Source organism: Phreatobacter cathodiphilus, from assembly GCF_003008515.1.
GTDB classification, from domain to species: Bacteria; Pseudomonadota; Alphaproteobacteria; order Rhizobiales; family Phreatobacteraceae; genus Phreatobacter; species Phreatobacter cathodiphilus.
Genome location: NZ_CP027668.1, coordinates 1,110,443 through 1,136,802 on the forward strand (window position 1 = coordinate 1,110,443; position 26,360 = coordinate 1,136,802).

The following is a 26,360-nucleotide window of genomic DNA, read 5'->3' on the forward strand; positions in this document are numbered from 1 at the left end:
CCGGGCGTCTCCCACCGGCCACAACGTCGCGTTAGTGTGATGCATCAGGGCATTGCGCCCGATTCTCATCCACAGCAAGTTGGCCCCATGCCCGATACCCTGAAGATCAGCTTCGCGCCGCTGTCCGCCCCCGTCACGGGGCTTTTGGTCTGCCTCGTCGGCGAGGACATGGCCCTGCCTGAGGCGGCCTCGCTCCCGGCCACGGCCGGCGCCCTGTTCGAACGCGCCGCGGCGCAGGACGGCTTCAAGGGCAAGGCCGGCGGCTTCCTCGACATCATCGCGCCCGAGAAGCTCGCCGCCTCGCGGCTGATCGCCGCCGGCATCGGCAAGGCCGCCGACTGGAAGGAGCTCGACGTGATCAAGCTGGGCGGCGCGATCTGCGCCCGCCTGCCGGACGCGGCGACCGAGGCGAGCGTCGTCGTCGCCACCGCCTCCGGTGCGCTGAGCGCCGATCAGGCGGCCGACCTTGCCCTCGGCCTGCGCCTGCGCTTCTACAGCTTCGACCGCTACAAGACGAAGAAGAAGGAGGGCGAGGCCGGCAGCCGCAAGCGCTCCGTCACCCTGCTGGTCGCCGACGAGAAGGCCGCCCGCAAGGCCTTCAAGGCGCGCGAGGCCGTCGCCGACGGCGTCGACGTCGCCCGTGACCTCGTCAACGAGCCGCCGAACGTCCTCTTCCCCACCGAATTCGCCAAGCGCGCCGGCGATCTCGCCCGCCTCGGCGTCGACGTCGAGGTGCTCAACGAGAAGGACCTGAAGAAGCTCGGCATGGGCGCGCTCCTCGCCGTCGGCCAGGGCTCGGCCCGCGACAGCCACGTGGTGGTGATGCGCTGGGACGGCGGCAAGGACGGCGAGGCGCCGGTCTGTCTCGTCGGCAAGGGCGTCTGCTTCGATTCCGGCGGCATCTCGCTCAAGCCCGGCGAGGGGATGCAGGACATGAAGGGCGACATGGGCGGCGCTGCCGCCGTGGTCGGCGCCATGCATGCGCTCGCCGCCCGCAAGGCGCGCGCCAACGTCGTCGGTCTCATCGGCCTCGTCGAGAACATGCCGGACGGCAACGCCTACCGGCCCGGCGACATCCTCACCTCCATGTCCGGCCAGACCATCGAGATGATCAACACCGACGCCGAGGGCCGCCTCGTCCTCGCCGACGTGCTCTGGTACGCCAAGGACCGGTTCAAGCCGAAGGCCATGGTCAATCTCGCCACGCTGACCGGCGCCATCATGGTCGCCCTCGGCCAGGAGAATGCCGGCCTGTTCTCGAACAACGACGACGTGGCCAAGGCGCTGACGGAGGCCGGCCTCACCACCGGCGAGAAGGTCTGGCGCATGCCGCTCTCGGCCGAATACGACAAGCTGATCGACAGCCAGTTCGCCGACATGAAGAACACCGGCGGCCGCTATGGCGGCGCCATCACCGCCGCCCAGTTCCTCCAGCGCTTCGTCGGCGACGTGCCCTGGGCCCATCTCGACGTCGCCGGCACGGCAATGAACTCCAGCAAGGGCGACATCAACCGGAGCTGGGGCGCCGGCTGGGGCGTCAGGCTGCTCGACAGGTTCGTGGCGGACGGCTACGAGCGCTGATCGCCCGGAGCTATGCAAAAACGACGGAACTCGTGACCGACATCCTGTTCTACCATCTGCAGAACCAGCCGCTCGAAAGGGTCTTGCCGGTGCTGCTCGAAAAATCGGTGGAACGCGGCTGGAAGGTCGCCGTCGAGGCCGCCTCGCCCGAAAGGGTCGAGGCGCTCGACGCCCTGCTCTGGACCTATTCCGACGAGAGCTTCCTGCCCCACGGCACCGACCGCGAGGCGGACGCCGCCCTGCAGCCCGTGCTGCTGACGGCCGGGCCGGACCGCGCCAACGGCGCCAGCGTGCGTTTCCTGGTGGACGGTGCGGCGCTGCCCGCCGACATGGAGGCCTATGAGCGCATCGTGCTGATGTTCGACGGCAACGACCCCGACGCCCTCGACCAGGCCCGCTCGAGCTGGAAGGCGGCCAAGGCCGCCGGCCATGCCTGCACCTACTGGCAGCAGGACGAGAACGGCCGCTGGGGGAAGAGGGCGTGAACGCCCTGCCGTCGGCCGAGCCTCCCCGCGGTTTCATCGATCTCGCCGCCAGGTCAGAGTTCTGGCGTCTCGCCGCGATCATCTTCCTGACCGCCATGACCAACCAGCAATCGGTGCTGCTGGCGGTGGTTTGGGAGGAGGCGGGATTCCCGCACCGCGACATCGGCCTGCTCATCGCCGTCTATGGCGTCCCGCTGGTGCTGATGAGCCTGTTCTCCGGGCCGCTCGCCAACCGGATCGGCATCCTCCAGACGGTGCGCATCGGCGCGGTGCTGACCACGCTCGGCTTCATCAGCCTCTATTTCACCCACGAGACCTTTCTCGGCTCGCTCGCCTCGCGCCTCATCCAGGGCACCGGATTCGCGCTGTTCCACGCGCCGGTCATGACCTATGGCTCGACCCGGCTCACCCGCGAGCGCTTCGTGCGCCTCTTCGGCCTGCTCTCGGCCATGGCGCCCTTGCCCTATGCCTTCGGTCCCATCCTCGCCGAATTTCTCTACCACGCCTTCGGCGCGCACGGTTATTTCGTCGCCGGCGCCGTTCCCGCCGTGCTCGGCCTGCCGCTGCTCTGGACCATCCGGCCGGTCGACCGCACCGAGGGGCCTGTCGGCGGCATTGCGGGCCTCCTCCGGAACCCCCGCATCTGGCTGCCTCTGCTCTCCGCCATCGTCTACGGCTACATGTTCGGCTTCATCAGTGCCTATGCGGCGCCGATTCTGGTCGAGCGCGGCATCGTCGTCGGCGCCTTCTTCACCGCCTTCACCATCTCCATCTTCGCCGTGCGCTTCGGCGGCCTGGCGCTGATCGAGAACGTCGACCGCCGCGTCGTTGTCGCCGGCGGCGCCATGCTGCTCGCCGCCGGCCTCGTCCTCGTCGCCTTCGCCGGTTCCATGACCGAGGTGGTTGCGGCCGGCTTCGTCTTCGGCCTCGGCCATTCCATCGGTTTTCCCGTGCTCTCGGCGTGGATCTGCGACGGCACCCCGCCCGAGCAGCGGGCAACGCCGATGGCCGTGTTCAACGCCACCTTCTTCGCCGCCATGACGGTGATCGCCCTGCCGGCGAGCCTCGCCATCGGCGCCTTCGGCTATGTGTGGGTCATGGTGAGCCTGTCGGTCTCCGCCCTCGGCCTCGCCGCGGTGCTCGTCGCCGCCTGGTCGAGGCGTTTCCGGCGCTGAGGCTGGCTCTGTTGCCAGGCTGCTGTCATAACGATGTCAGCAGCCCCGCGGCAGGATGTCGCCATGAGACCTTCCGACCGACTCTTCCAGATCATCCAGATCCTGCGCCGCTCGCGCCGGCCGCTCACCGCCGAGGCCATCGCCTCGGAGCTCGAGACGTCCAAGCGCACGATCTATCGCGACATATCCACGCTCATCGGCCAGCGCGTGCCGATCCGCGGGGAGGCGGGGCTCGGCTACGTGCTGGAGGGTGGATTCGACCTGCCGCCGCTCATGCTGACGTCGGACGAGATCGAGGCGGCCGCCCTCGGCGCCCGCTGGGTGCAGTCGCGCGGCGACCCCGCTCTGTCGCGCGCCGCCGCCGACCTCATTGCCAAGCTCGCCGCCATCGTGCCGGAGAAGCTGCGCGACGTCGCCCTCGACCCCGTCTCGCGCACCGGCCCCGCCTGGGAGCCGACCGAGGACCGCATCGACCTCGCCCGCGTCCGCGGCTGGATCCACGAGGGCAAGAAGATCTCCCTCGGCTACAGCGACGAGCAGGGCAGGGCGACCCAGCGTATCCTCTGGCCGGTGGCGGTGGGCTATTTCGACAGCGTCCGCCACCTCATCGCGTGGTGCGAGCTGCGCCGCGACTTCCGCTCCTTCCGCACCGACCGCATCGCCTCCGCCGAATTCCTGGAGGAGCGCTACCCCGAGCGCCCGAGCGTGCTCAGGGCCAGGTGGCGCAAGACGATCAAGGAGAATTAGGCGCCGGTCGCGACCGCCCAGACCTCGGCCGTGGCGCGAGGGGCCGGTCGGCCTGCTCCATCCCTCGTGCCGGGTGATGAATCATCCGGGTTCAGGCATAGTCCGCACCATGACCTTGACCCATCAGGCCCTGGAACAGTTGCGCTTCACCAATCTCGGGCGGCTGCTCGACGAGGTGCATCTGGGTTTCGACCACGCGGCGCTGGCCTACCTGCGGGCGCGCGGCTATCCGTGGCTCAATCCCGCGCACAGCCATGTGATGCGGACCATGCAGCTCGAAGGCGCCAGCATCAGCGCCATGGCGGCGCAGGCCAGAATCTCCAAACAAGCCATGAGCAAGCTGGTCATGCAGTTCCGCGCGAAGGGACTGTTGCGCGTCGAGGACGATCCCGGCGACGGGCGCAACAGGATCGCGGTCGTCACGGACGCCGGCTGTGACCTGTTGGTCCACGGGGTCGAGGCTTTGCGCCAGGCCGAGGACGATCTGGCCGCCCGGATCGGCCGAACCGAGCTCGAGGGTCTGCGGCGCATTCTGCGGCTCGTTCGGGACAAAAGCACAACAATTCAGCGGGAAGTCGAGACGGCGCGGCGGCGCCGGCGATAATTGAGGCAGCTCCATATCGTCAACTATGTTGACGATTACCGGCGGCCATGTTTGGCTCTGTCCATCCGAAGAGGGGGACATGATGGTCATCACGCGCCGATCCCTTGCCGCCGGGCTGGCGGCTTCCACCGTGGCGGCCCCGCTCGTCAGGGCACAGACCGGCTATCCGGCCCGCGTCATCCGGCTGGTCGTGCCCTATACCGCCGGTGGGCCCCTGGACTCGGCCGCCCGCGTCGTCGCGGAGGGCCTCGGCCGGCGCCTCGGCCAATCGATCGTGGTGGAGAACAAGACCGGGGCGAGCGGCATGCTCGGCGCGGCGGAGGTGGCGAAGGCCGACCCTGACGGACACACGCTTCTGTTCACCGTGACGGACACCCAGGTGAACGCCATGCTGCTGTTCAAGAGGCCTCTCTACGACTCGCTCAAGGACTTCACCCCCGTCACCATGGCGTTCCGCGCGCCGATCATTCTGGCCGCCAGTGCGGAGCTGACATCCACGGCCCCCGCCGACCTCGTGACCCACTTCAAAGCCAATCCGGCGAAGGCCAGCTACGGGCACTGGGGTCTCGGCGGTCTCGGGCACCTGCTGGGCGAGACGTTCAACCGGAAGCTCGGCCTCGGTCTGAACGCCGTTCCCTACAGGGGGGAAAACCCGGCCGTGACGGACCTCGTGGCCAGACACATCAGCCTGGCGACCGCCTCCGTGGCCAACACGCAGCAGCACATCAAGGGCGGCGCGTTGAAGGCGGTCGCGGTGTCGGGCAATGCCCGCACGGCGCTGCTGCCGAACGTCCCGACATTTGCGGAGATCGGTCTGACGGATCCGATCTTCGGCATGGGCATCTGGCTGGGTCTCCTGGCGCCAGGCCGCACACCGCCGGCGATCGTGGAGCGCCTCGCGGAGGAAACACGGGCCGTCATCACCGAGCCGGCCGTCGCCTCGCGCATGCAGTCGCTCGCCTATACATCCGACGCGCTCCCCCCCGCCGAATTTCGCCGGAGGATCGAGGCCGAGCTGGAGATCGTCGGGAAAGTCTACGCCGATCTGGCGATCGAGAAGCAATGATCGGCCTCATCGGCGGGATAAGCTGGCGCTCGACGGCGCTGTATCACCAGCGGATCAACGAGGCCGCCGAGCGACGCGGTGGCCGAAACGCCAATGCCGAAAGCGTCATCGTCTCCCTGCGTTACGAAACCCTGCTGGAGCAGGGTCGGGCGGGGAACTGGGATGGCGTCGCCGACGCCATCGTGGCCGCGCTCGCGCGTGCCTCGGCGGCAGGCGCCACGCTCGGCTTGCTGACCGCCGTCACGCCGCACCGCATGTTCGACCGTATCACCGCCGCCTCTCCGATTCCCCTGCTCCACGTGCTCGATCCCGCACTCGCGATGCTCGACGAGCAGGGCATCGGCTGCGTCGGCGTGCTCGGGACGTCCTACACGCTGACGGCCGCCCCGTTTCTCGACCGGATCGATGCCGCCGGCCTCGCATGGCGCATTCCGGACGAGCCGGGACGCCGCGATCTCGACGCCATGATCCAGGACGAACTGACCCAGGGCGTCGTCACGGCCCGCGCCGAGCGGCGGGCGATGGAACTCGCGGATGATCTCATGGCGGCTGGGGCCGAGGCTGTCCTTCTCGCCTGCACCGAGCTGCCGCTGTTGGCCTGGCGCCGGTATGACCGGGCGCCGGTCGTTGACGCGGTCACGTCCCACGCGGATGCCGCGGTAGTGAGGATGGACCTATGACTACGCAGTCTGCTGTACCGGTGATCACGGCGATCGACCATCTGCTGACCTATGTCGCGGACGGTGCGGCGGCGGCCGACACCTTCCGCCGGCTCGGTTTCACGCTCTCGCCGGTCAGCCGGATCGAGAGCATGGGCATCACCAACCAGATGGTGCTGTTTCAGGATGCCGTGCCGGGAGCGGCGAATTTCATCGAGCTGATGTCGGTCAGCGATCCCGACCGGCTGCCGCCGCCCATGGTCGCCCTGCTCGGCGGCGAGGAGCGCGCCAAGTCCATGGTGCTGTCGACCGCCGATGCCTTCGGCTGCCACACCCATCTGGCTGCGCAGCAGCTGCCGTTTGCCGCTCCGGTCCACGTGCGGCGCGAATGGAAACTGGACGACGGCACGTCGGTTCACCCGGAATTCGACGTCATCCTGCCCGCGACGGCCGGTCTGACCTTCAACGCCTGCCGCTACTACAACGTCGAGCATTACCGGCGGCCGGACTGGACCGCCCATCCCAACACGGTGACCGGGCTGGATGCGGTCCTCGCCGTCGCACCGGATCCCGGCGCCCTGGCGGCGCGGTTTGCCGGTATCCTCCAATGTCCGGTGCGGCAGCAGGACGGCTGTCTGGTCGTCGAGGCGGGGGGCGTCGCGCTCGACATCTACGGGCCCGAGGCCCTGGCGGCGCGCTATGGCCTGGACGCCGCGGCGCCGGCCGAGCTCCCCGCCTATGTCGGCTACCGCCTGCGTGCCCGCGATCCCGCTGTTGTGGCCGGTTTCGCGAGCCGGGCCGGAATGACCCCTTCTCCGGTCAAGGCGGGATTTACGCTGCCTCCGGCGCAGATGTTCGGCAACCTCGTCGAGGTCACCACCTGAGGCCGGCTCAGCCGGCCGCCTCGAGCTCGGCGCTCGCCGCGAGCCAGGCCTCCTCGGCCTCGGCGAGCTGCCTTTCCCGAAGGCCCCGCGTCTTCGCCGCCTGGGCCGCGCTGTCGGGGTGGGCCTCGAAATAGCCGGGCTGGGCGAGGATGCGGTCGATCTTGTCGATGTCCGCGCGCAGCTTCTCCATCGCCGCCTCGATCTCGGCGACCCGCTTCGCCAGCGCCTTGCTCTCGCCGCGCGGGGGCGAGGCGGGCTTTGCCTCCGCGGTCCGCTCCGGCTTTACGGCCTTCTCCGGCGCCGCGCCCGACAGCACGATCTTGCGGTAGTCGTCGAGATCGCCGTCGAAGGGCTTCACCGTCCCCTCGCGCACCAGCCAGAGCCGGTCCACCGTCGATTCCAGCAGGTGCCGGTCGTGCGAGACGATCAGCACCGCGCCCGAATAGCCGTTCAGCGCCTCCACCAGGGCGGCACGGCTGTCGATGTCGAGGTGGTTGGTCGGCTCGTCGAGGATCAGGAGGTGCGGGCCCTCGAAGACCGCCAGGGCGAAGAGGAGACGCGCCTTCTCGCCGCCCGAGAGAGAGGAGACCTTCGTGTCCGAGCGCTCGCCGGAAAAGCCCGAGCGGGCGCAGGCGGCCCGCACCTTGGCCTCGGGGTCGTCCGGCATCAGCCGCCTCAGATGCTGGTAGACGCTCTCCGCCGGCCGGAGCTCGTCGAGCTGGTGCTGGGCGAAATACGCGATCTTCAGCTTGTCGGCGCGCACCATCCGGCCCGACATGGCCCTCAGCCGGTCGGAGATCAGCTTCAGGAAGGTCGACTTGCCGTTGCCGTTGGCGCCCAGGAGCCCGATGCGGTCGTCGTCGTCGATCCTGAGGTCCAGCCGCCGCAGGATCGGCTGCCCCTCGGCATAGCCGACGGAGGCGCCCTCCATGGTGATGATCGGCGGCGAGGCCTTGCGCGCCGGTTCCGGGATGACGAAGGGGGGCACGTCGGTGTCGACGATGGTCGTCACCGTCTCCATCTTCTCCAGCATCTTCAGCCGCGACTGCGCCTGCCGGGCCTTGGTCGCCTTGGCGCGGAAACGGTCGACGAAGCTCTGCAGGTGGGCCCGTTTCTCCTCCTGCTTCTTGGCTGCCTTCTCGCGCACCGCCATCTCGATGGCGCGCGACTTCGCGAAGGTCGTGTAGGAGCCCTTCCACAGCGTCAGCTTGCCCTGGTCGAGGTGCAGGATGTGCTCCACCGAGGCGTCGAGCAGGTCGCGGTCGTGGCTGATCAGCAGCACGCTGTGCGGATAGCCGGCGAGATAGTCCTGCAGCCAGAGCGTGCCCTCGAGGTCGAGATAGTTGGTCGGCTCGTCGAGCAGCAGCAGGTCGGGGGCGGTGAACAGCACCGCGGCGAGCGCCACGCGCATGCGCCAGCCGCCTGAAAAATCCGAGCAGGGCCGGGCCTGCGCCGCCGTGTCGAAACCGAGGCCGGCGAGGATCGCCGCCGCGCGGGCCGGGGCCGAATGGGCGTCGATGTCGACGAGCCGCGTCTGGATCTCGGCGATCCGGTGCGGGTCGCTCGCCGTCTCCGCCTCGGCGAGGAGGCGCGCCCGCTCCTTGTCGGCGTCCAGCACGAAATCGAGCAGGGACTGCGGGCCGCCGGGCGCTTCCTGCGCCACGCCGCCGAGACGAGCCCGCGCCGGCAGCTTGAAGGAGCCGCCGTCGGCGGCCATCTCGCCCTGGATGACCTTGAACAGGGTCGATTTGCCCGTGCCGTTGCGGCCGAGGAAGCCCACGCGCGCGTTCGGCGGCAGCGTCACCGACGCATTGTCGATGAGCACGCGGCCGGCCACCCGCACCGTCAGGTCGTTGATCTGCAGCATGGCCGGCTTTTGGCGGAGCCGCGCGGGCAATGCAAGGGCGCGGGGCTGCGCAGCACCGTCAAGCTCCGTGAGACTGCGCATGCCCGGACGCCGCGCGGTGCTATGATGCCGCGGATCCCCCGCAGCGAAGACAGGGGTGATCGACGGGGAGGACAGGCGCATGAACGCGTCCATGAAGAAGTATGTCGCCGAGTTCATCGGCACGGCCGCGCTGGTGATCATCGGCTGCGGCGTCGTCACGCTCGGAGGGCAGGGCGCCGTCTTCGGCGCCGGCCAGCCCTATTCGGCCCTCGCCACCCTTCCGATCGCGCTCGCCTTCGGCCTCGCCATCGTCGCGATGGCCTACGGCATCGGCCCGGTCTCGGGCTGCCACGTCAACCCGGCCGTCTCCGTCGGCGTCTGGGCCGCCGGCCGCATGCCCACAGACGAACTCGTCGGTTATGTCGTCGCTCAGGTCGCGGGGGCCGTCGTCGGCGCCGCCATCCTCTATGTGGCGCTCGCCGGCAAGGCGGGTGGTTGGGACGTCTCGGCCGCCGGTCTCGGCCAGAACGGCTGGGACGCCGCCAAGGGCTACGGGGTCACCTCCGCCGTCATCGGCGAGTTCGTCGGCACATTCCTCTTCCTCGTCGCCATCCTCGGCGTCACCTCCAAGGCCGGCACGCCCGCCGTGGCGGGCCTCGCCATCGGCCTGACCCTCACCGCCATCCACCTGCTGCTGATCCCGGTCACCGGCACCTCGGTCAACCCGGCGCGCTCCTTCGGACCGGCGCTCTTCGTCGGCGGCAACGCCCTGTCGCAGCTCTGGCTCTTCCTGGTGGTGCCGACGGTCGCGGCCTTCGCCGCGGGCGCCCTGTTCAAGGCGAAGATCCTGGAGGCCTGAACGCGCGCAACGCCGCAAGCCCGCCACCGGATCGTCTCCGGAGGCGGGCCCGAACCCGCGCGGGTCGGCTCGGGTGGGGCGATGAGGACCCGCGCGTGAAGCGGTCGGCCTGTCGCGCCTCAGGGCGTCAGCGGCAGATTCTCACGTGGCGGACCTCGCGGCCCCAGGGCGTCTCCACCCAGCGGCGCTCGCGCCAGCAGGTCGGCTCGACATAGGCCGGGCGATGGGGACGGTAGCCGCCCCAGTGCGGCGGCGGGGGCGGCGGCGGGCGGTGGCCCCAGTGCGGCGGCGGGGGGCTGTGATAGCCGCCATGCGGCGGGCGGTGGGGACGCGGGGGGCCGTCCCAGCCGGGATGCGGACCCCACTGGACCGGCACGATGCCGGCCTCGACGCCGACTCCGACCTGCGCCCGGGCATCGCCCGGCGCGGCGGCCACGGCCGCCAGGGCGGCGAGGCCTGCGAGGGTTGACAGAACCAGGCTGCGCATCGTGACCATCTCCAGTCGCTGGATCGCTCCGTTGGCGATCATGGGAGGATGGTGCGGCGGGCGCACTGAACGCGTTCTGAGGCCCTTCTTCACCTGCCGTTCAGCCCCGCGGCGGGGCGGCGGGCGCGGGGGCGTTGCGGGCGCACCGGGCCGCTGCTAGAAGCGCGCCACCTGATCCCACCAGTCCCTCAAGGAACGATCCATGGCCATCGAGCGCACCTTCTCCATCATCAAGCCGGACGCCACCAAGCGGAACCTCACCGGTGCCGTGAACGCGGTGATCGAGGCCGCCGGCCTGCAGATCGTCGCCCAGAAGCGCATCCGCATGTCGCTGCCCGAGGCCCGCAAGTTCTATGCGGTCCACAAGGAGCGTCCCTTCTTCGGCGAGCTCGTCGACTTCATGGTCTCCGCCCCGGTCGTCGTGCAGGTGCTCGAGGGCGAAAACGCCGTCGCCAAGTACCGCGAGATCATGGGCGCCACCAACCCGGCCCAGGCCGCCGAGGGCACCATCCGCAAGCTCTACGCCGTCTCCGTCGGCGAGAACTCCGTGCATGGCTCGGACTCGGTCGAGAACGCCAAGATCGAGATCGCCCAGTTCTTTTCCGAGAACGAGATCCTGCCGGCCTGATCCTCTTCTCGGCGCCGCACTGGCGGCGGACAAATGTTGAAGGCGGGCTCCGGCCCGCCTTTTTCGTTTGTATGTGGTATTGCGATCACCGTAAGAAGGTTTCATGGGTCTTTATTGTTAGTCCTTACGTGTTCCAGCTTAGGCGGGGGATGTCAGTGATGGCGGATGAAAAAAACCTGAACACAAGCTTGATTCTGTCTAGTGCGTCTGGAGACACTGCCGAACTGAACTCACTGCCTCCTTCTGTAATGCAGGCCGTGTACTACCATCTGACCGGTAGGACACAGGAGATCGCGACACCTCATTCAAAGCGATTGATAGTAGATCGAGATAGTATTGTTGGGCTTTTTGAAATATTTGATCAGATTTTGTCGCAGTATAACATAAAAGGTCGATCAGACCGTATTGTGATAACTGATGAAAAAGGAAAGATTGTTGATTTTGCCAATGTTAATTTGTTCAGGATGGCAGATTTAGATGTATTGGCGGAAACTAGCGATGTGTCTATCGAATGCGGAGTTCTTATTCAGCAGCCCGCTACTGGTGCGTTTCAGGAATACAAAATCAATGTCGTTGCAGTGTCGCGTCCGTTGACTGCGGCCGATTTTGATTTAGGATCTAAAGAAAAAAAGAGAAGAGTTGCGAGTCTGCATGTTAGCATTGAGTATGTCGATTATCTTATAGCACGGAACCTGTCGACATCGGTCGATCATTGGGTGGAATCGCTTGAAGAATTGAAGCCAAAAGATGATAAATTCGCCAAAGCGATAGTGCATACATACTCAATTATATTCTATTATCTTACATTTCTATTTGGCGCTGGCGTTTTTACGTGGCTGATAATCGAAAAAGTATGGAGGCCAAGCCTATCGGTGGCGAACATAGGCATAGGAAGTTTCATATATATAGTTATAGTGATTGCGGTGTCTATTGTGTGGGGCGTCATCGGAATGATGGCGTCAGATATTTTCTCGGAGCGCAAAGGCGCGTTGTTGGCCCTGAATAGAAGAGATGAAAGGCAGCTGGAGCTTGAGCGTCAGAGAATGGACAGACGGCGTTTCAGAGCTTTGAGATTTGGGTTTGGCTGCATGCTTGCAATTGCGCTTAATTTGGCGGCTTCCTTTGTGTTTGAGTGGATTAAATGAGGAGTGCGACGCTCATGAACGCCCCCGTCAGCGTCCAGCGCCTGAAGTCGACCTGTCCCCATGACTGCCCCTCCGCCTGCTCGCTGGAGGTGGAGGTCATCGACGGCAGGACGATCGGCCGTGTGCACGGCGATCCCGCCCAGAGCTACACGGCCGGCGTCGTCTGCGCCAAGGTGGCCCGCTATGCCGAGCGCATCCACCATCCGGACAGGCTCCTCCATCCGCTGATCCGCAAGGGGCCGAAGGGCTCCGGAGAGTTCCAGCGCATCTCCTGGGACGAGGCACTGGCGATGACCGCCGAGCGCTTCCTGGAGGCGGAGCGCCGCTACGGCGCCGAGACGGTCTGGCCCTATTACTATGCGGGGACCATGGGCTTCGTGCAGCGCGACGGCATCAATCGCCTGCGCCACGTGAAGAAATATTCCGGCTTCTATTCCACCATCTGCACCAACATGGCCTGGTCCGGCTTCATCGCCGGCACCGGACGCCTCGCCGGCGTCGATCCGCGCGAGATGGCCAAGGCCGACGTGGTGGTGATCTGGGGCACCAACCCGGTCTCCACCCAGGTCAACGTCATGACCCACGCCATGAAGGCGCGGAAGGAGCGCGGCGCGAAGATCGTCGTCGTCGACATCTACCGCACCGACACCGTGAAACAGGCCGATCTCGGCCTCGTGCTGAAGCCGGGAACCGACGCGGCGCTCGCCTGCGCCGTCATGCACGTGCTCTTCCGCGACGGCTTCGCGGACAGGGACTATCTCAGGGATTTCACCGACGTACCGGCCGAGCTTGAATCACATTTGCAGAGCCGCACGCCGGAATGGGCGGCGGCCATCACCGGCTTGACGGTGGAGGAGATCGAGGCTTTCGCGAAGCTGGTCGGCGAGAACAGAAAAACCTTCTTCCGCCTCGGCTACGGCTTCGGCCGCCAGCGCAACGGCGCGGTGAACATGCACGCCGCCTCCTGCATTCCCGCCATCACCGGCGCCTGGAAATACGAGGGGGGCGGGGCCTTCCACAACAACGGCGCCATCTATCACTGGCGCAAGTCGCTGATCGAGGGGCTGGACGTGAAGGACGCGGCGGTGCGCACCCTCGACCAGTCGCGCATCGGTGCGATCCTGACCGGCGAGGCCGCGGCCCTGCGCCGGCCCGACGGGTCGGAAGGGCCGCCGGTGACCGCGCTCCTCATCCAGAACACCAATCCGGTCAACGTCGCCCCGGACCAGTCGAAGGTCGTCGCCGGCTTCGCCCGCGAGGATCTCTTCACCGTCGTCCACGAGCAGTTCATGACCGACACGGCGAAGATGGCCGACCTCGTGCTGCCCGCGACCCAGTTCATGGAGCACGACGACATGTATCAGGGCGGCGGCCACCAGCACATCATGCTGGGCCTGAAGCTCGTGGAGCCGCCCGGCGAGTGCCGCTCCAACCATGATCTCATCACCGATCTCGCGGGACGGCTCGGCGCCGAGCATCCGGGCTTCGCGATGACGCCGCGCGAGATCATCGACTGGACGCTGCAGAAGTCCGGCTGGGGCACCTTCGCCGAGCTCGAGGCCACCAATTTCCGCGACGTCCAGCCGAAGTTCGAGGAGGCGCACTATCTCGGGGGCTTCGCCTATGGCGACAAGAGGTTCCGCTTCAAGCCGGACTGGCCGAACGTGCCCTATGCCAGCATCGGCACGATGGGCCCGATCGAGTCAATGCCCTCGCTGCCCGACCACTGGGCGGTGACCGAGGAGCCGGACGCCACCTATCCGTTCAAGCTCGCGACCTCGCCCTCGCGCAGCTACCTCAACTCGACGTTCGCGGAGACCCCGTCCTCCCGCAAGCGCGAGGGGCGGCCGGAGGTGATGATCAACCCGGCCGATGCGGAGCGGCTCGGCATCGGCGCCGGTGCGCGGGTCGAACTCGGCTCGCCGCGCGGCACCGTGATCCTCCATGCCAAGGTGACCGACCAGACCCGCCCCGGCACGCTCATCGCCGAGGGGCTCTGGGCCAATGCCGACCACGAGGGCGGCCGCGGCATCAACATGCTGACCGGCGCCGATGCGGTCGCGCCCTTCGGGGGGGCCGCCTTCCACGACAACAAAGTCTGGATCAGGCCGGCGTGAGCCTGACGCAGCGGAAAGTACTTTCGCGGTATTGACGCTGCGACAACGGAATCTGTCGATTATACCGTCGAATAGACTCAAGTTTTCGTAACGTCTTAAAGGCATATTCTCCCGGGACTGGCACAGATGGGGCGATGAACCCCCGTCCGATTGGGTATGCGCCCATGAAAATGCAGACCGTCTTCGCCGACGACATCCGCGTGGAGCGCCGCGCCGAGCCACGCGTCATCATGAGCCTCGCCGGCACCTGCCAGCTCGCCGCCTTGCGCGACGAGACCGGCAAGCGTCGCGAATTCGCCTGCCGCGCCATCAACATGTCCAGCCAGGCGCTGATGCTGGCGACGCCGGCCCGCGCCACCATGGGCGACGGCGCCACCGCCTATATCCCGAGCTTCGGCAAGCTCTCCGGCCGCGTCATCCGCGTCCTCGACGGCGGCTTCGTCATGAGCCTGATGGTGAACGAGACGCAGCGGCAGAGGATCGCCAAGCGCCTCGCCTGGCTGCAGGAGCACCAGGCGCACGACACCCGCGACCTCCGCCAGCACGCGCGCATCGTGCCGCGCGAGCCCTTCGGCCAGATTACGTTCGCCGACGGCAGCTGCCTGTCCTGCCTCGTCATGGACATGTCGGTGACCGGTGCCGCGCTCTCGGCCGACATCGTGCCGGATCTCCACACGCTGCTTGTGGTCGGGCGGGTCCCGGCCCGCGTCTGCCGGCACTTCCCCGAGGGCTTCGCCGTCGCCTTCCTCGAGGAGCTGCCGCCCGGCAGCCTCGAACAGCTTCTCCTCGGCACCTGATCGCGCTGGCGCCGCCTCCTGCCGCAGCGTCGGCCGGAAATGACAGAAACCGCCGGTCGAATACGTCGGAAGTATAAATATAGATCGCGCCGCGCCGCCGCGGATACGATGATTTGTGTGTATCGATTTGGGACGAATCGTATAAAATGATGTCATTGCACTCAAAAGACTCGTTGAATTGCTGCGATGACGTCGTCCCGCGATATTACGGCCGTGCCCGTCTTGCCGGGCGGCGCCGAAACCCTCGTCATCATGAGCCTCGCCGGCACGTGCCAGCTCTCGGCCCTGCGTGACGAAGCCGGCCGCCGCCGCGAGTTTCCCTGCCGCGCCATCAACATGTCGAGCCGGGCGCTGATGCTCGCGACGCCCGCCCGCGCCACCATGGGCGACGGCGTCACCGCCTATATCCCCAGCTTCGGCAAGCTCTTCGGCCGCGTCAGCCGGGTCATGGCCGGCGGCTTCGTGATGAATCTGATGCTGCCAGCCCCCCAGCGCCGGCGCATCGCCATCCGCCTCGCCTGGCTGCAGGAGCACCAGGCCCACGACACCCGCGACCTCAGGCGACACGCCCGCATCGTGCGCGGGAGCCCTTCGGCCAGATCACCTATGCCGACGGCACGTGCCTCTCCTGCCTCGTCCTCGACATGTCGGTGACCGGCGCCGCGATCTCCGCCGACCGGGTGCCGGAGATCGGCGCGCTGGTCACCGTCGGCCGCGTGCCGGCGCGGGTCTGCCGCCATTTTCCCGAGGGCTTCGCCGTCGCCCATCTCGAGGAACTCCCCGCCGGCAGCCTGGAACAGCTTCTGCTCGGCGCGTGAACTCAGAGAAGGGTATAGTCCGTCGCGATCATCCGCAGCGCCTGCGGATAGATGCGGTGCTCCACCTCCAGCACGCGGCGGGCGAGGCTCTCCGCCGTGTCGCCCGGCAGCACCGGCACCGCCTCTTGCAGGATGGTCTCGCCCTCGTCCATGCCCGGCGTGACGAAATGCACCGTCGCGCCGTGCTCGGTCGCGCCGTCGGCGAGAGCCCGCGCATGGGTGTCGAGCCCCTTGTAGGCGGGCAGCAGGGCAGGGTGGATGTTGATCATCCGGCCCTCCCACTGCGCCACGAACCAGGGCGTCAGGATGCGCATGAAGCCGGCGAGGCAGACGATGTCGATCGCATGCGCGTCCAGCACCGCCTGCACGGCGCGCTCGAAGGCCTCGCGGTCGCGGCCGAAGGCGCGGTGGTCGACGGTGGCGGTGGCGATGCCCTCCGCCTCGGCCCGGGCGAGGCCGCCCGCGCCCGGCACGTTGGAGACGACGAGCGCGATCTCTGCCGGATAGTCCGGTTCCCGCGCCGCCTCGATCAGCGCCGCCATGTTCGATCCGCGCCCCGAGATCAGGACCGCAACGCGCTTGCGCGCTCCCGCCCTGCTCACAGCGCCAGCGCCCCGGTGAAGGTGACGCGCGGCTCGGCCGCCGCCTCGGTGATCCGGCCGAGCCTGACCACCGTCTCCCCGGTGAGGCTGAACGCCTCCGTGACCTTCGCCGCCTCGGCCTCCGCCACGACGATCACCATGCCGATGCCGCAGTTGAAGGTCCGCACCATCTCCGCCTGGGCGAGGCCGCCGACACCGGCCAGCCAGCCGAACACCTTCGGCACCGCGATGGCGGAGAGGTCGATTTCGGCCCCGGTCCCCTCCGGCAGCACCCGCGGAATGTTGTCGACGAAGCCGCCGCCGGTGATGTGGGCGAGCGCCTTGAGCGCCCCGGTGCCGCGATGAACCGCCATGATGCTCTTCACATAGATGCGGGTCGGCTCCAGCAGCGCCTCGCCGAGGCTGCGCGAGGGCTCGAAGGGGGCGGGGGCGTCCCATCCGAGGCCCGACACCGCCGCGATCTTGCGCACCAGCGAATAGCCGTTGGAATGGACGCCGGAGGAGGGCAGGCCCAGCACCACGTCCCCGGGGGCCACGTCGCGGCGCGGCAGCAACGTGCCGCGCTCGGCCGCGCCGACCGAGAAGCCGGCGAGGTCGTAGTCGCCGTCGGCATAGAGCCCGGGCATCTCCGCCGTCTCGCCGCCGATCAGGGCGCAGCCCGCCTGCCGGCAGCCCAGCGCAATTCCCTTGACCACCTGGGCGGCGGCCTCCGGCGACAATTTGCCGGTGGCGAAGTAATCGAGGAAGAACAGCGGCTCGGCGCCCTGCACCACCAGGTCGTTGACGCACATGGCGACGAGGTCGATGCCGATCGTGTCGTGCCGCCCGGTCTCGATGGCGATCTTGATCTTGGTGCCGACGCCGTCGTTGGCCGCCACCAGAACCGGATCGGTGAACCCGGCCGCCTTCAGGTCGAACAGGCCGCCGAAGCCGCCGATCTCGGCATCGGCGCCGGGGCGCGCGGTCGCCCGCACCAGCGGCTTGATCATGTCGACCATGCGATTGCCCGCGTCGATGTCGACGCCGGCCTCGGCATAGGTCAGTCCGTTCTTCGGGTAGGGAGTGTCGGTCACGGCGCTCGTCTCGCTGCAAGAGGCCCGATTAGCCCGTGCGCCGCCGCCTCGCAACGGCCAAGCCGCCCCGCGCCATCTTTTCTGCGCCGGCACGAGTGCTGCCGCGGCGGGCGCTCTTGTCGTCTTGCGACTATACCGGACATTGACGGTGGCGGGTCGGCCGGCGCATGACCGGCCGAGGAGACCCTTGGCATGACAAAGTCGATCACGGACGATCTCAAATCCGGCGCCCTCGTCTATCATCGGCTGCCGCGGCCGGGAAAGCTCGAGATCCAGGCGACCAAGCCGCTCGGCAACCAGCGCGACCTCGCGCTCGCCTATTCCCCGGGCGTCGCCGCGGCCTGCGAGGCCATCGTCGCAGACCCCGCCCAGGCGGCGGAGCTCACGATCCGCGCCAATCTCGTCGCCGTCGTCTCCAACGGCACCGCGGTGCTCGGCCTCGGCGACATCGGGCCCCTCGCCGGCAAGCCGGTCATGGAGGGCAAGGCGGTCCTGTTCAAGAAATTTGCCGGCATCGACGTCTTCGACATCGAGATCGACGCCCGCGAGGTCGACCGCATCGTCGACGTGGTGGCGGCGCTCGAGCCGACTTTCGGCGGCATCAACCTTGAGGACATCAAGGCCCCGGAATGTTTCGAGGTGGAGCGGCGCCTGCGTGAGCGGATGGGAATTCCGGTCTTCCACGACGACCAGCACGGCACCGCCATCATCGTCGCCGCCGCCGTCACCAATGCGCTCGCGCTGATGGGCAAGTCCATCGAAGACGTCAAGATCGTCGCCTCCGGCGCGGGTGCCGCCGCCATCGCCTGCCTGAACCTGCTGCGCGAACTCGGGGCGCGGGTCGAGAACATCTGGGTCTCGGACATCGAGGGCGTCGTCTACAAGGGCCGCGAGAAGCTCATGGACCCCTACAAGGCGGTCTATGCCAAGGACACCAACGCCCGCACCCTCGGCGACATCATCGGCGATGCCGACATCTTCCTCGGCCTGTCGGCGGCCGGCGTCCTGAAGCCGGAGATGGTCCAGCGCATGGCGGCCGGGCCTCTCATCATGGCGCTGGCCAATCCCAACCCGGAGATCATGCCGGAGGAGGCCCGCGCAGCGAAGCCCGACGCCATGATCTGTACCGGGCGGTCGGATTATCCGAACCAGGTCAACAACGTCCTCTGCTTTCCCTACATCTTCCGCGGCGCGCTCGATTGCGGCGCCACCGCCATCAATGAGCCGATGAAGCTCGCCGCCGTCCGCGCCATTGCGGGCCTGGCCCGCGAGGCGCCGTCGGACGTGGTCGCCCGCGCCTATGGCGGCGAGGTCGGCACCTTCGGCGCCGGCAATCTCATTCCCTCGCCCTTCGATCCGCGCCTCATCCTGCGCATCGCGCCGGCGGTCGCGAAGGCGGCGATGGAGACCGGCGTCGCCACCCGGCCGATCGCCGACTTCAAGGCCTATGAGGCCGAGCTGTCGCGCTTCGTCTTCCGCTCAGGCCTCCTGATGAAGCCGGTCTTCGACAAGGCGCGGCAGAACCCCAAGCGCGTCATTTATGCCGAAGGTGAGGACGAGCGCATCCTGCGCGCCGCTCAGGTCGTCGTGGAGGAGGGGCTGGCCTTCCCCGTGCTGATCGGCCGGCCCGCCGTGGTGGAACAGCGGCTCGAGCGCTTCGGCCTGTCGCTGAAGCCGGGCAAGGATTTTGAGCTGATCGATCCCCAGTCCGACCCGCGCTACCGCGATTATGTCGCGACCTATCACGACCGCACGGGACGCAAGGGCGTGACCCCGGATGCGGCCCGCACGATCATCCGCACGTCCAACTCGGCCATTGCCGCGGTGGCGCTGGAGCGTGGCGATGCCGACGCCATGATCTGCGGGGTCGAGGGGCGCTTCACCACCCATTTGCGCCACATCCGTCAGGTCATCGGTCTGAAGGAGGGCGCCAACGGGCTCGCCGCCCTGTCGCTGCTCATCACCTCCAAGGGTCCGCTCTTCCTCGCCGACACCCATGTCACCGCCGATCCGAGCCCGGACGAACTCGCCGACATGGTCTGCACCGCAGCCGAGCACGTGCGCCGCTTCGGGCTCGAGCCGAAGATCGCCCTCGTCTCCCATTCCGATTTCGGCAGCCACGACGACGATCAGGTCGTGAAGATGCAGAAGGCGCTGAAGATCATCCGGGAGCGCGCGCCCGGCCTCGAGGTGGAGGGCGAGATGCACGCCGATTCGGCGCTGCTTCCCGAGCTCCGCGAGCGGGTCTTCCCGCAATCGCGCCTCCAGGGGGTGGCCAATGTCCTCATCATGCCCAACATGTCGGCGGCCAACATCGCCTTCCAGGTGATCAAGGTCCTGGCTGACGCCCTGCCGGTCGGGCCCATACTCGTCGGTCAGGCGCGGCCTGCCCACATCCTCACAGCGTCGGTCACGGCGCGCGGCGTCGTCAACATGACGGCGCTCGCCGTGGTGGAGGCGCAGGAGCAGGACGAGGAAAGAAACCTGTAACGTTGGGTCAAGAAAGATACCATTAAGCGACAGCCCCTAAACTGCTGAAAATTTTACGTGATCCCGGCTGTTGATCGCCGATTGCGTGGCAGGCGAAGGGGTGGCCGTGAATACGGTCTCGAGGCACAGAGGCCTGGTCTGGTTGGTGTCTGCGCTTCTGGTCGCCGGCCTGCCTCTGGCCGGCTATTTCCTGGCCGAGGCCTGGCTCTACCGCAGCCTGAAAACCCTTGTGACCACCACCGCGGAGATGATCCTCGGCCGGATGGACAACGCCGTGGACCGGGCGACCCTGTCGCTCAAGGAGGCGCAGGGCCTTCGCATCGAGAACTGCGACGCGGGAGAGCGTGAAACGCTGCGGGTGCTGGTCTTCGAATCGCCCGTCCTCAAGGAGATCGCGGTCATCGGTCCCGACGGCCGCATCCGCTGCAACAATATCGGCAGCCTGGTGCAGATCACGGCAGCCTCCACGCCCTTCGCCACCCGTGATCCCAACCTGTCGCTGGCCATCGCGCTGACCCGCGGCCCTCACGGCCGCGCCTTGCGCCTGACTCTCGCATCGCCCTCCGGTGTCATGACGGGAGGCATCATCGCCGTCGGTCTGTTCGTGCCCTATACCGAGGTCCAGACCTCTGACCTCGGCCTCGGCGTCGACATCGAACTGGTCCCGGGAGGCCGGCTCGTGTCGGTGCACGGGCCCGGTGGCGTGGCCGGGACGCCAGACGTGAAAGCCACGGTGCAGTCGAGTGTCTATCCCGTCCGGGTCGAGGTCGCGGCGTCCTCCGGATCCTGGCGCCAGCAGAAGGGCTGGGTCGTGGGGGCGGCGGTGGGCGGCGGGCTCGGCTTCGGCATCGGCCTCGCCGGTCTCGTCCTGTTCGGCTGGCGCGAGCGCGGTCCGGTGGCCGACATGTACCGGGCCCTGCGCAACGGGGAGTTCATTCCCCACTACCAGCCCCTCATCGATCTCGACACCGGCAGAATCCTCGGCTGCGAGGTTCTCGTCCGCTGGCGGAAGCCCGATGGCAGGCTGATCCCACCCGGTGCCTTCATCGGCGAAGCGGAGCGCTCCGGCTTCATCTTCCCGCTCACCCTCGCCTTGATGCGCCAGGCCGCCGAGGAACTGGGGCCGACCTATGCCGGTCGTCCCGACCTCAAATGCGGGTTCAACCTCTGTGCAGCCCATTTTCGCGACGAACGGATCGTCGGTGATGTGGTCTCCATCTTCTCCCATTCCGACGTCAAGCTCTCGCAGGTTCTGCTCGAGGTGACCGAGCGCGATCCCTTGCCCGACATGGACGCTGCCCGGGCCATCATCGCCCGGTTCCAGGAGATGGGCGTCAGGGTGGCCCTCGACGATGTCGGCACCGGCCACGGCGGCATGAGCTATCTGCTGAAGCTCAGGGTCGACGTGATGAAGATCGACAAGCTCTTCATCGACGCGCTGGGGGCGGAGCGCCAGTCCACCGCCATCGTCGACAGCCTCATCGACCTCGCCGCTCACCTCAACATGGAGGTGATCGCCGAGGGCGTCGAAACCTTCGAACAGGTGGAGGCTCTGCGCCGACGCGGCGTCCGTTCGGCCCAGGGCTATGTCTTTGCCCCGCCGCTGCCGGGTTCCTCCTATTGCCAGCTCGTCCAGGCCATGGAGCCGGCGACCGTGCAGCGCGAGCCCTTGCGCAAGTCCCTGCGCGGCTGACGCACCCCGGGGCCTGACCGGCACCAGACCGGCGGCGCCCGAACGCCGTCTCCGAACCTCAGCGGGCGAGGGCGATGCCGCGAACGCCCGGTCGATGGGGACGGTGCCGAGGCCGCGGGCGGATCAGGACGGCCGCGAGCCGTAGGCCGAAGGGAGCGATCTCGACGGCATCGACTTCAGACCCTGTTCGACGCTCGTCCGTGGCTGGGGGAAGCGTCCGCCATGCCGCGGCGGGAGACCCCGTCTCGATGGACTTCGCGGCAGCCTGCGACAGGTCGCGCCCGCTGAATCGGAATCAGAGCTTCCACAGCCTGCCGCAAGCCCTTGGCGGGACTCCGCAAAAGCCCCTGAATCGGAATCGGAGCTTCAGCCCTCAGTTCGGGCGGCCGCGCCTCAGGTCCGCCTCGATGCGCAGGGCCGAGCCGCCGCCGAGGCGGGCGCGGTAGACCTGCACGTTCTCCATGACGCGCTGCACGTAGTTGCGGGTCTCGGTGAAGGGGATGCGTTCGACCCAATCCACAGGATCGACACGGGGATCGCGCGGGTCGCCGTATTTCTGGATCCACTCGCGGGCGCGCGATCGCCCGGCATTGTACGCGACGAAGGTGAGGATGTAGCTGCCGTTGAATTCGGCCACCAGCTCGCCGAGATGCGCCGCGCCGAGGCGCGCATTGTAGGCGGGGTCGCTGGTCAGCCGGCCCTGGTCGAAGGGCAGGCCGTGGCTGCGCGCGGTCGCGCGCGCGGTGGCGGGCATGAGCTGCAGGAGCCCGCGCGCGCCCGCGTGGCTGACCGCCCGGTGGTCGAAGGTCGATTCCTGCCGGGCGATGGCATAGACCACCGCGCGGTCGACCTCCGGCCCGACATGGGCATAGTTCGGGATGCCGTGGGTCGGGAAGGCGTGCAGGTCGAAGGGCAGGCCGCGGTTGTTGGCGAGTTTTCCGAGGGTGACGACCCCGCGCGCGTCACGCGCGCGCGCCGCCACCTCCGCGGCCGCGTTGAGCGTGCCGTGATCGCTCGCGCGCATGCCGAGGTCCGCGAGGATCGCGCGCGCCATGTCGCGTTCGTCGAGGCGGTAGAGCAGGCTCAGCGCGTGCGCGTAGGCGGCGCTCGCGGGCGTGGTGCTCTGCGGCCGGCGGATCGGCAGGTCGGCGAGGCCGAGCTTCGCGCGCGCGAGCTGCCCGTAGTAATGCGTCGCATGACGTGCGGCGGCCTCGTAATGCGCGCGCGCGGGGCCCTGGTGCCCCGCCGCCTCGTGGGCCCGGCCGAGCCAGTAGGACGCCCGCGACTGCGACATCGGCGTCGTCGCCGCCTGCCGCGCCGCCTCGAAATGGCGGATGGCGGTGGCGGGGTCGTTGAGATGGCGCAGCGCCAGCCAGCCGGCGTGGGCCTCGGCGTCGACCCGGTGGCCTCCCGAACGCACCGCATGGGTGGCGGCCACCTGATAGGCGGTGCGCGCCTGTCCCGCATCGAGCAGCTTGCGCACCATGGCGCGGCGCTCGACCCACCAGTCCTCCGCCTTGCCGAGCACGGCCGGATCGCGCGGCGCCGAGACGAGGATCGCCGCCGCCTCCGCCGCCCGGTCCTCGCGCCGCAGCCACTGGGCCCGCGCGAAGAGATAGGCGGGGTCGCGGTGCAGCGAGGCCGGCACCTGGGCGAGCAGGGCGCCGCCGTTCGGCTTCTGGCCGCCGACCGCGAGGAAGGCTCGCGCCAGCGCCGTCTGGCCGCCGCCGAGCCGCTGCGCCGCCCGCAGTGCCGTCGCCGGCTCGTTCTCGTGCAGCATGCGGTCGAGCCGCATCTTGTGGTCGGCCGCGGTCAGCGAGGAGCCGAAGACGGCGAGCAGCCGCTCCTCGGAGTCCGAGGAGAGATCCGATTCGTGCCAGACCTCCTTCGCGAGCCTGAGGGCGCGGGCGCCGTCGCCTGCGCGCTTCAGCGCGATGGCATAGGCGATGCGCCCCTTGGCCGAGCGCGGCGGATTGCCCTGGAAGAAGGCGCGCACCGCGTCCGGGCCGGCATTGTTGTCGAGAAGCGAGCCCTCCGCTCGGAGCCGGATGCGCTGGCTCGCCGGAAAGGCCGGATTGGCGCGCAGGAAGGCCGCCTGCCGCTCGAAGCCGACGGTGTCGATGGCGCGCAGGATCATCCATTCCGCCAGCACCTTGGCGACGGGGTCGCGGATCTGGTCGCGGGCGGCGGTCGCCTGCTCGGCAGAGCCGCGCCGCGCCGCGGCCGCCACCCGGCCGAGGGCCGCGACGTCCGCCTCGCTCGCCGCTCCCCCGGCGGGGCGCCAGACCTGCTGCTCCCGCGAGATCGATGCCGTGGTCTCGGGATCGGCCGCCGCATAGCTCGTGAGCTGGGCCGTCATCATCTCGCCGCCCGCGGCCTGGCCGGCCCCATCGCCGCCCGACACCTCGCCGCGGGCGCAGCCGGCGAGGATCAGGGTGGTCAGGGCGACGCCGGCCCAGAGGGACAGACGGATGCGGGGGGCGGTCGGGGCCAGGCAAACGGGCATGGGCGAGGGTCCGTCCTGATACGCAACGCGGAACGGCCTCATTCGAACGGGAATGTGGCCTCGAAGAGGTGGTTATCAGGCCGTTTTCCTTGACGCTTCCTTTCCGGGGAGGGGGTGAACCGCCCGGCGTGGTAAAGCAGCCGTTAAGAATGCGGCGCCGCGCCGCAGCCAGCGGCGGGGCTTGCGGCAGCGTAACGCTGTGTGGTATCTAGGATGATATTCCCAGAAATGCGTCTGCCGCGCCGTGTTCCCGCCCCCTACCGCCCCGCCAGCGTCAGCACCATCGGCCCGCTCGGGGTGGCGACCACCGTGTGCTCGTATTGCACGGTGAGGGCGCGGGGCAGGGCGTAGAGCGTCCAGGGATCGTCGCCGTCCTCGGCCATTTCGGCGCCGAAGGAGAGGAAGGGTTCCACGGTGAAGACCATGCCGTTGCCCATGACGCGGCGCTCCGAGGCGTCCGGCCAGGTGGCGAGTTCGGTCGGCTCCTCGTGCAGCGAGGCGCCGACGCCGTGGCTGGCGAGATTGCGCACCAGCGTGTAGCCGCGCCGCCGGGCGAAATCGCCGACGGCCTGGCCGATCCCGGCGAAGGGTTTTCCGGCCCCCACCGCCCCGAGCCCGGCCCACAGCGCCTTGCGGCCGTCCCGGCATAGGCGCTCGACCTGCCGCGTCACCGGCGGCACGGCGAAGGAGGCGCCGGTGTCGGAGAAATAGCCGTTCTTCTCGGCGGAAACGTCGATGTTGACGAGGTCGCCCGCCCGGATGGCGCGGTCGCCGGGAATGCCGTGGGCGATCTCCTCGTTGACGCTGATGCAGGTGGCGCCGGGGAAGTCGTAGAGCATTTCGGGCGCGGGGCGGGCGCCCGCCGCCTCGAGAGCCGCGCGGCCGATCCCGTCCAGTTCGGCCGTGGTCATGCCGGGCTCCAGCGCCTTGCCCATGGCGGCCAGGGTCTCGGCCACGATGCGGCCGATCTCCTTCAGCGCGGCAAGCTCGGTTTCGCTCGAAATGGTCATGGTCACCCGTCCTCGTCGCCCCCCGGGTAGCACCAAGGGTGGGCCGGCCGCCACTGGCATTCGCCCTCCGCCCTTGACGTTGCCGCCGTCTCAAGGCTTTGTGGCCGGCCTTTCGCGGCGGATCGCCGCCACCCATCTCCCGCTTCCGGAGACCGTTCCATGTCCAGCCTGTTCAAGGGATCGCTGCCTGCCCTCGTCACCCCGTTCAAGGACGGCAAGGTGGACGAGAAGGCGTTCCGCGCCCATGTCGACTGGGTCATCACCGAGGGCTCCCACGGCATCGTGCCGGTGGGCACCACCGGCGAGAGCCCGACGCTGACCCACGACGAGCACAAGCGCGTGGTGGAATGGGCGATCGAGGAGGCCCGCGGCCGCGTGCCGGTCATGGCGGGCGCCGGCTCCAACAACACCGCGGAGGCCATCGACTTCTCGCGCCACGCCGAGAAGGCGGGCGCGCAGGGCTTGCTGCACGTCACGCCCTATTACAACAAGCCGAGCCAGGAGGGGCTCTACCGGCACTTCAAGGCGATTGCGGAAGCCACGTCTCTGCCGATCTTCATCTACAACATCCCGCCGCGCTCGGTGGTGGAGATGAGCGTCGAGACCATGGCGCGCCTCGCCGAGATCCCGAACATCGTCGGCGTCAAGGATGCCACGATGAAGCTCGACCGCGTCTCGGCCCAGCGCCAGGCCTGCGGCAAGGACTTCATCCAGCTCTCCGGCGAGGACGGCACGGCGCTCGCCCACATGGCCCATGGCGGCCACGGCTGCATCTCGGTGACGGCGAACGTGGCGCCGCGGCTCTGCGCCGAGTTCCAGAACGCCTGCCTCGCCGGCGACTACGCCAAGGCACTGGAGATCCAGGACAAGCTGTTCCCGCTGCACCAGGCGCTCTTCGTCGAGCCGAACCCGGCCCCGTCCAAGGCGGCGCTGGCGATGCTCGGCCGCATGGCGGACGAGGTGCGCCTGCCCATGGTGGCGGCCTCCGAGGCGACCCGCGAGACGCTGAAGAAGGCGCTCGTCCATGCCGGCCTGATGAACTGACG

At 68.3% G+C, this 26,360-nt stretch carries 24 protein-coding genes; 18 read left to right on the top strand and 6 right to left on the bottom strand.

The annotated features are described in order from the left end of the window. The first annotated feature begins 87 nt into the window (after positions 1-87). The 8 genes from C6569_RS05370 (at position 88) to C6569_RS05405 (ending at position 7,201) form a co-directional block, all read left to right on the top strand. The gene (locus C6569_RS05370) at positions 88-1,581 is read left to right on the top strand and encodes a leucyl aminopeptidase (protein WP_106747867.1); all 1,494 of its coding nucleotides are present in this window, start codon (positions 88-90) and stop codon (positions 1,579-1,581) included. A 32-nt stretch (positions 1,582-1,613) separates the two neighbouring features. Further along, entirely contained in the window at positions 1,614-2,066 is a 453-nt protein-coding gene (locus C6569_RS05375) for a DNA polymerase III subunit chi (protein ID WP_106747868.1), read from the top strand. Next, positions 2,063-3,241 carry an MFS transporter gene (locus tag C6569_RS05380; protein ID WP_106747869.1) on the top strand — a complete coding sequence of 393 codons (1,179 nt, stop codon included), beginning with the start codon at positions 2,063-2,065 and terminating at the stop codon, positions 3,239-3,241. The genes C6569_RS05375 and C6569_RS05380 overlap by 4 nt, the downstream gene beginning before the upstream one ends. Positions 3,242-3,304: 63 nt before the next feature. Continuing rightward, a complete protein-coding gene (locus tag C6569_RS05385) occupies positions 3,305-3,988 on the top strand; it encodes a helix-turn-helix transcriptional regulator (protein ID WP_106747870.1) in 684 nt (227 codons plus the stop codon). 109 nt (positions 3,989-4,097) lie between these two features. Continuing rightward, the gene (locus C6569_RS05390; protein WP_106747871.1) at positions 4,098-4,592 is read left to right on the top strand and encodes a MarR family winged helix-turn-helix transcriptional regulator; all 495 of its coding nucleotides are present in this window, start codon (positions 4,098-4,100) and stop codon (positions 4,590-4,592) included. A gap of 25 nt (positions 4,593-4,617) precedes the next feature. Beyond that, positions 4,618-5,658, top strand: coding sequence for a Bug family tripartite tricarboxylate transporter substrate binding protein (locus C6569_RS05395; RefSeq protein ID WP_106747872.1), 1,041 nt, complete (start codon positions 4,618-4,620; stop codon positions 5,656-5,658). Next, positions 5,655-6,338 (top strand): aspartate/glutamate racemase family protein, encoded by a 684-nt coding sequence (locus tag C6569_RS05400; protein ID WP_106747873.1) that lies wholly within the window; start codon positions 5,655-5,657, stop codon positions 6,336-6,338. The genes C6569_RS05395 and C6569_RS05400 overlap by 4 nt, the downstream gene beginning before the upstream one ends. Then, a complete protein-coding gene (locus C6569_RS05405) occupies positions 6,335-7,201 on the top strand; it encodes a VOC family protein (protein WP_106747874.1) in 867 nt (288 codons plus the stop codon). The genes C6569_RS05400 and C6569_RS05405 overlap by 4 nt, the downstream gene beginning before the upstream one ends. A gap of 7 nt (positions 7,202-7,208) precedes the next feature. Here C6569_RS05405 and C6569_RS05410 read toward each other — a convergent pair whose 3' ends face one another. Next, positions 7,209-9,068, bottom strand: coding sequence for an ABC-F family ATP-binding cassette domain-containing protein (locus C6569_RS05410; protein WP_106750908.1), 1,860 nt, complete (start codon positions 9,066-9,068; stop codon positions 7,209-7,211). A 172-nt stretch (positions 9,069-9,240) separates the two neighbouring features. On the opposite strand from C6569_RS05410, the gene C6569_RS05415 reads away from it, so the two are divergent. After that, on the top strand, positions 9,241-9,948 hold the full coding sequence (locus C6569_RS05415) for an aquaporin (RefSeq protein WP_106750909.1): 708 nt from the start codon (positions 9,241-9,243) through the stop codon (positions 9,946-9,948). 127 nt (positions 9,949-10,075) lie between these two features. Here the strand turns inward: C6569_RS05415 and C6569_RS21885 are convergent, their stop codons facing one another. Beyond that, the gene (locus C6569_RS21885) at positions 10,076-10,477 is read right to left on the bottom strand and encodes a hypothetical protein (RefSeq protein WP_181313918.1); all 402 of its coding nucleotides are present in this window, start codon (positions 10,475-10,477) and stop codon (positions 10,076-10,078) included. Positions 10,478-10,637: 160 nt separating this feature from the next. Between C6569_RS21885 and ndk the strand changes: the two genes are divergently transcribed. The 6 genes from ndk to C6569_RS21890 all read left to right on the top strand — a co-directional run bounded on the left by ndk (position 10,638) and on the right by C6569_RS21890 (position 15,940). Continuing rightward, a complete protein-coding gene (gene ndk, locus C6569_RS05425; RefSeq protein ID WP_106747875.1) occupies positions 10,638-11,063 on the top strand; it encodes a nucleoside-diphosphate kinase in 426 nt (141 codons plus the stop codon). Between the two features lie 158 nt (positions 11,064-11,221). Continuing rightward, positions 11,222-12,208: a hypothetical protein gene (locus C6569_RS21670; protein WP_146144736.1), complete on the top strand. Its 987-nt coding sequence runs from the start codon at positions 11,222-11,224 to the stop codon at positions 12,206-12,208. A 14-nt stretch (positions 12,209-12,222) separates the two neighbouring features. Then, entirely contained in the window at positions 12,223-14,325 is a 2,103-nt protein-coding gene (locus C6569_RS05430; RefSeq protein ID WP_181313919.1) for a molybdopterin-containing oxidoreductase family protein, read from the top strand. 164 nt (positions 14,326-14,489) lie between these two features. Next, on the top strand, positions 14,490-15,122 hold the full coding sequence (locus C6569_RS05435) for a PilZ domain-containing protein (RefSeq protein ID WP_106747878.1): 633 nt from the start codon (positions 14,490-14,492) through the stop codon (positions 15,120-15,122). Between the two features lie 213 nt (positions 15,123-15,335). Then, positions 15,336-15,776: a hypothetical protein gene (locus tag C6569_RS05440; protein ID WP_146144737.1), complete on the top strand. Its 441-nt coding sequence runs from the start codon at positions 15,336-15,338 to the stop codon at positions 15,774-15,776. Further along, entirely contained in the window at positions 15,767-15,940 is a 174-nt protein-coding gene (locus tag C6569_RS21890) for a hypothetical protein (protein WP_181313920.1), read from the top strand. The genes C6569_RS05440 and C6569_RS21890 overlap by 10 nt, the downstream gene beginning before the upstream one ends. A 2-nt stretch (positions 15,941-15,942) precedes the next feature. Here the strand turns inward: C6569_RS21890 and purN are convergent, their stop codons facing one another. Together purN and purM are read right to left on the bottom strand one after the other, a co-directional pair. Next, positions 15,943-16,482, bottom strand: a complete 540-nt coding sequence (gene purN / locus C6569_RS05445) for a phosphoribosylglycinamide formyltransferase (protein WP_106747880.1) — start codon at positions 16,480-16,482, stop codon at positions 15,943-15,945. A gap of 56 nt (positions 16,483-16,538) precedes the next feature. After that, positions 16,539-17,615 (bottom strand): phosphoribosylformylglycinamidine cyclo-ligase, encoded by a 1,077-nt coding sequence (gene purM, locus C6569_RS05450; RefSeq protein ID WP_245898247.1) that lies wholly within the window; start codon positions 17,613-17,615, stop codon positions 16,539-16,541. A gap of 192 nt (positions 17,616-17,807) precedes the next feature. Here purM and C6569_RS05455 point away from each other — a divergent pair, with 192 nt between their 5' ends. Together C6569_RS05455 and C6569_RS05460 are read left to right on the top strand one after the other, a co-directional pair. Then, positions 17,808-20,105, top strand: a complete 2,298-nt coding sequence (locus C6569_RS05455) for an NADP-dependent malic enzyme (RefSeq protein ID WP_106747882.1) — start codon at positions 17,808-17,810, stop codon at positions 20,103-20,105. Positions 20,106-20,250: 145 nt separating this feature from the next. Then, a complete protein-coding gene (locus C6569_RS05460; protein ID WP_146144738.1) occupies positions 20,251-21,798 on the top strand; it encodes an EAL domain-containing protein in 1,548 nt (515 codons plus the stop codon). Between the two features lie 373 nt (positions 21,799-22,171). On the opposite strand, the gene C6569_RS05465 is transcribed toward C6569_RS05460, so the two are convergent. Both C6569_RS05465 and map read right to left on the bottom strand, forming a co-directional pair. After that, the gene (locus C6569_RS05465; protein WP_146144739.1) at positions 22,172-24,304 is read right to left on the bottom strand and encodes a lytic transglycosylase domain-containing protein; all 2,133 of its coding nucleotides are present in this window, start codon (positions 24,302-24,304) and stop codon (positions 22,172-22,174) included. 257 nt (positions 24,305-24,561) lie between these two features. Next, a complete protein-coding gene (gene map, locus C6569_RS05470) occupies positions 24,562-25,314 on the bottom strand; it encodes a type I methionyl aminopeptidase (protein ID WP_106747888.1) in 753 nt (250 codons plus the stop codon). A gap of 159 nt (positions 25,315-25,473) precedes the next feature. Between map and dapA the strand changes: the two genes are divergently transcribed. Continuing rightward, positions 25,474-26,358 (top strand): 4-hydroxy-tetrahydrodipicolinate synthase, encoded by an 885-nt coding sequence (dapA, locus tag C6569_RS05475; RefSeq protein ID WP_181313921.1) that lies wholly within the window; start codon positions 25,474-25,476, stop codon positions 26,356-26,358. Positions 26,359-26,360: the final 2 nt, after the last annotated feature.

Excerpts from the sequence above, each read along its gene's own strand:
- C6569_RS05370 (WP_106747867.1), top strand. The coding sequence starts at position 88 with ATGCCCGATACCCTGAAGATCAGCTTCGCGCCGCTGTCCGCCCCCGTC.
- C6569_RS05385 (WP_106747870.1), top strand. The coding sequence starts at position 3,305 with ATGAGACCTTCCGACCGACTCTTCCAGATCATCCAGATCCTGCGCCGC.
- C6569_RS05390 (WP_106747871.1), top strand. The coding sequence starts at position 4,098 with ATGACCTTGACCCATCAGGCCCTGGAACAGTTGCGCTTCACCAATCTC.
- C6569_RS05395 (WP_106747872.1), top strand. The coding sequence starts at position 4,618 with ATGTTGACGATTACCGGCGGCCATGTTTGGCTCTGTCCATCCGAAGAG.
- C6569_RS05400 (WP_106747873.1), top strand. The coding sequence starts at position 5,655 with ATGATCGGCCTCATCGGCGGGATAAGCTGGCGCTCGACGGCGCTGTAT.
- C6569_RS05405 (WP_106747874.1), top strand. The coding sequence starts at position 6,335 with ATGACTACGCAGTCTGCTGTACCGGTGATCACGGCGATCGACCATCTG.
- C6569_RS05410 (WP_106750908.1), bottom strand. The coding sequence starts at position 9,068 with ATGCTGCAGATCAACGACCTGACGGTGCGGGTGGCCGGCCGCGTGCTC.
- C6569_RS05415 (WP_106750909.1), top strand. The coding sequence starts at position 9,241 with ATGAAGAAGTATGTCGCCGAGTTCATCGGCACGGCCGCGCTGGTGATC.
- C6569_RS21885 (WP_181313918.1), bottom strand. The coding sequence starts at position 10,477 with ATGATCGCCAACGGAGCGATCCAGCGACTGGAGATGGTCACGATGCGC.
- ndk (WP_106747875.1), top strand. The coding sequence starts at position 10,638 with ATGGCCATCGAGCGCACCTTCTCCATCATCAAGCCGGACGCCACCAAG.
- C6569_RS21670 (WP_146144736.1), top strand. The coding sequence starts at position 11,222 with ATGGCGGATGAAAAAAACCTGAACACAAGCTTGATTCTGTCTAGTGCG.
- C6569_RS05430 (WP_181313919.1), top strand. The coding sequence starts at position 12,223 with ATGAACGCCCCCGTCAGCGTCCAGCGCCTGAAGTCGACCTGTCCCCAT.
- C6569_RS05435 (WP_106747878.1), top strand. The coding sequence starts at position 14,490 with ATGAAAATGCAGACCGTCTTCGCCGACGACATCCGCGTGGAGCGCCGC.
- C6569_RS21890 (WP_181313920.1), top strand. The coding sequence starts at position 15,767 with ATGTCGGTGACCGGCGCCGCGATCTCCGCCGACCGGGTGCCGGAGATC.
- purN (WP_106747880.1), bottom strand. The coding sequence starts at position 16,482 with ATGGCGGCGCTGATCGAGGCGGCGCGGGAACCGGACTATCCGGCAGAG.
- C6569_RS05455 (WP_106747882.1), top strand. The coding sequence starts at position 17,808 with ATGACAAAGTCGATCACGGACGATCTCAAATCCGGCGCCCTCGTCTAT.
- C6569_RS05465 (WP_146144739.1), bottom strand. The coding sequence starts at position 24,304 with ATGCCCGTTTGCCTGGCCCCGACCGCCCCCCGCATCCGTCTGTCCCTC.
- map (WP_106747888.1), bottom strand. The coding sequence starts at position 25,314 with ATGACCATTTCGAGCGAAACCGAGCTTGCCGCGCTGAAGGAGATCGGC.
- dapA (WP_181313921.1), top strand. The coding sequence starts at position 25,474 with ATGTCCAGCCTGTTCAAGGGATCGCTGCCTGCCCTCGTCACCCCGTTC.